Origin of the sequence: Bradyrhizobium macuxiense (assembly GCF_001542415.1) — a bacterium.
GTDB lineage: Bacteria > Pseudomonadota > Alphaproteobacteria > Rhizobiales > Xanthobacteraceae > Bradyrhizobium > Bradyrhizobium macuxiense.
On the sequence record NZ_LNCU01000034.1, the window covers coordinates 62847 to 65607 of the forward strand.

A 2761-nucleotide genomic window follows, 5' to 3' on the forward strand; every position below is an offset into this window, starting at 1 on the left:
AACGAGTTGCTCGCGATCCCCAGACAGCGGCTCGATCACCTCGGCGCGGGATTGCCGCGCGGGCTGAAGGCCAACACGCACGCGCATTTCCGCCGCTTTGCCGCCAGCAGCGCACGGCTCACCATCGGCGTGCTGCGCGGCCAGGTCGCCCATGCGCGGCAGCGGCTGACCGCATCGGGCGAACGCATCGACCTGTCGGCGCGCTCGCTGCTGCATCGCCGGCGCGAGCGGTTTGCCGGGCTCGAGATCCGGCTGAAAGCCTCGAAGCTCGCCAACGCGAAGGCGCAGCGCACCGCGATCGCGCGCGATCTGGAGCGCGCCCACCGCCTCGCCGAGCGCGCCCGCCGTGCGCTCGCAACCGCGATGCAACGGCTCGAGGCGCGCGTTGCCCATAGCGGGCAGTTGCTGTCGGCGCTGTCCTATCGCGGCGTGCTGGCGCGCGGCTTTGCGCTGGTGCGTGACGAGCACGGCCATGCGGTTCATTCGGCTACCGCCGTGGGGCCGGGCGCCAATCTCTCGATCGAGTTCGCGGACGGCCGCGTCGCCGCCACCGCCGATGCCGACCGGCCGCCGGCGACAGCCGCCGCGCCCGCGAGCGAGCCCAAAACGCCCGGCGAGCCCAAGGCACCTCGCGAGACCAAGCCCGCAGCGCCCAAGCGGATCGTCAACCCGGTCGATCAAGGCAGCCTGTTCTAGATTCTTGCCTTGACGCGTTTTCTTCACGCGAGCTGGTGTCCACCTCGCGCGAAACGCTCTACCGCGCGAGCCATTCGGCGACGCGCTTTTGCGCGTCCTTGCGGGCATCCGCGTCGGTTCCGACGTGACCGTGCTCGATGGTCGCGGCATCGGACGAGACGCCGATCGCGCGCAGCGGCACGTTGGCGCGATCGAAGCCATGATAGGCCTCGGGATAGACCACGATCCTGGCAAGCGCACTGCGGCCGCGCGCGCCGTCGACCATCTGGTGACAGGCCAGTGGTGAGGAGACGTCGTCGCGCCCGCCGATCAGCACCAGCGTCGGCACCCGCGCGCTCCAGCCGAGACCGGACGAGGTGCGGCAATCCGGATAGAACGCGATCGCCGAGCGGAAATCCGGCTCGATGTTACGCGACCACAATTGCGGCCGCACCGCCCAAAGCAAGGCGGCGGCGCCGTTGCCCCAACCCACCAGGCTGATGCGGCTGCGCGCCACCCATTTCTGCTGCGCCAGCCACTGCCGCGCCGCATTGATGTCGGCGACGCGCTGGCGGCGGATCAGGACCTGATGCTCCTTGATGCGGCACTGCGGGCCGAGCTCGCGCGAGCCGTAGCTGTCCGGCAGCAGCACCGCGTGACCGGTCTTCAGCAGCTGCTCGGCCCAGTCCCGGTAGCGCGGCAGCACCGGCTCGGTGCGGCTGGCGAGACCGGCGCAGCCATGCAGCGCGATGACGGTCGGAAACGGTCCGTCGCCGTCGGGCCGGTAGAGCTGCGCATGCAGCGTGACGGTGCCTTCGGGGATCTCGACCTGATGCGGGGCCGGAAGTGGCGCCGCGGCCGCGACCGGCGCGGCGAAAATCGTCAGAAAGGTGAAGACTGACTTGAGGCGCATCCGATCCGGCCGGCTCGTTATGGCCCTGGAAACACAGCGAACCATGGCTGCAAGGCTACCATGCGCGTCCGCCGCCAAATGATCACAAGTCGGTGGTTTAACGGACGGACACGCCGCCCTATGTATGATAGACGGCTTCATGAACATTCAGTAAGCCTCATGTGAGGCAAGGCGGAGAGCTCAATCGTGCTGAACAAGTTCGGTCCCTCGGGCCATGGCGAGGCGCAGGTGCAATATCTCGATGGCGATTTCCGCGTGATCTCGCCCGGCACCTATGTGCGCTGTGCGGTCACCGATGCACGGATTCCGCTCGACGAACTGAAATACTGGAGCGTCGACCTGCAGGAAGCCTATGCGGTCCCGAGCGCCGTGCTGCAGCGACATTTCCCCGGTGCGCTCAAGCCGCAAGGCTAGGCTCACGAAGGCTAGGCTCACTTGCGCAATCTCCTCTCCTTTGCCTTGAACAGCTGATCGGTCACCAGGCGCCGCAGCAGGGCCACATCAGCGAACTGCAGCGTCACCGCGAACGGCACGATCGCCTCTGCCCAGGCAGGTGGGCCGTCGGCGCCGCGCAGCCGGGCGAAATCCTTTTCCGTCGTCACCAGCGTCAAGCCGTCACGGCGAGCGTCCGCGACGAGTTCGTCGATCTCGCCCTTCGTGAAGGCGTGGTGATCGGCGAAGGCACGGCTCCGCGCGACCTCGACCCCGCTTGACCGCAGCGTGTTGAAGAAGCGCGCGGGATCGCCAATGCCGGCAAAGGCGAGAGCGCGTTTGCCGCGCAGCACTGCCAATGAAGCTTCGTCCGGTTTCAGCTGCGCCGCCAGCACCGGCTTGCCGCGCGAGGCGAGCTCCGCCGCAATGTTCTGCGCCGCATTCCCCTCACCCACCACGATCAGCGCATCGGTGCGCGCAAGCTGCGGCGGCAGCGGCGCGCGCAGGGGTCCGGCCGGAATGACGCAGCCATTGCCGATCCCGCGATTGCCGTCCATCACGATCAGGGAGGCATCCTTGACCACGGACGGGTTCTGGAAGCCGTCATCCATCAGGATCACGCTCGCGCCCTGCGCCCGCGCCAGCGCGAGGCCCTCGGCACGCGCGCGCGACACCACGACCGGCAGTGTCGCCGCCATCATCAGCGGCTCGTCGCCGACATCATCAGCCGTGTGGCTGGCG

Annotated in this window: 4 protein-coding genes; 2 read left to right on the forward strand and 2 right to left on the reverse strand. The window is 68.3% G+C overall.

From position 1 onward, the window contains the following. A partial coding sequence (locus AS156_RS44085) for an exodeoxyribonuclease VII large subunit (protein ID WP_283807910.1) occupies positions 1–696 on the forward strand: 696 nt, incomplete at its 5' end. 58 nt (positions 697–754) lie between these two features. Here the strand turns inward: AS156_RS44085 and AS156_RS08290 are convergent. After that, positions 755–1588 (reverse strand): dienelactone hydrolase family protein, encoded by an 834-nt coding sequence (locus AS156_RS08290; protein ID WP_066502492.1) that lies wholly within the window; start codon positions 1586–1588, stop codon positions 755–757. 186 nt (positions 1589–1774) lie between these two features. Between AS156_RS08290 and AS156_RS08295 the strand changes: the two genes are divergently transcribed. Further along, positions 1775–2002: a DUF2093 domain-containing protein gene (locus AS156_RS08295; RefSeq protein ID WP_066502498.1), complete on the forward strand. Its 228-nt coding sequence runs from the start codon at positions 1775–1777 to the stop codon at positions 2000–2002. A 17-nt stretch (positions 2003–2019) separates the two neighbouring features. Here the strand turns inward: AS156_RS08295 and lpxK are convergent. Then, a partial coding sequence (gene lpxK, locus AS156_RS08300; protein WP_245312612.1) for a tetraacyldisaccharide 4'-kinase occupies positions 2020–2761 on the reverse strand: 742 nt, incomplete at its 5' end.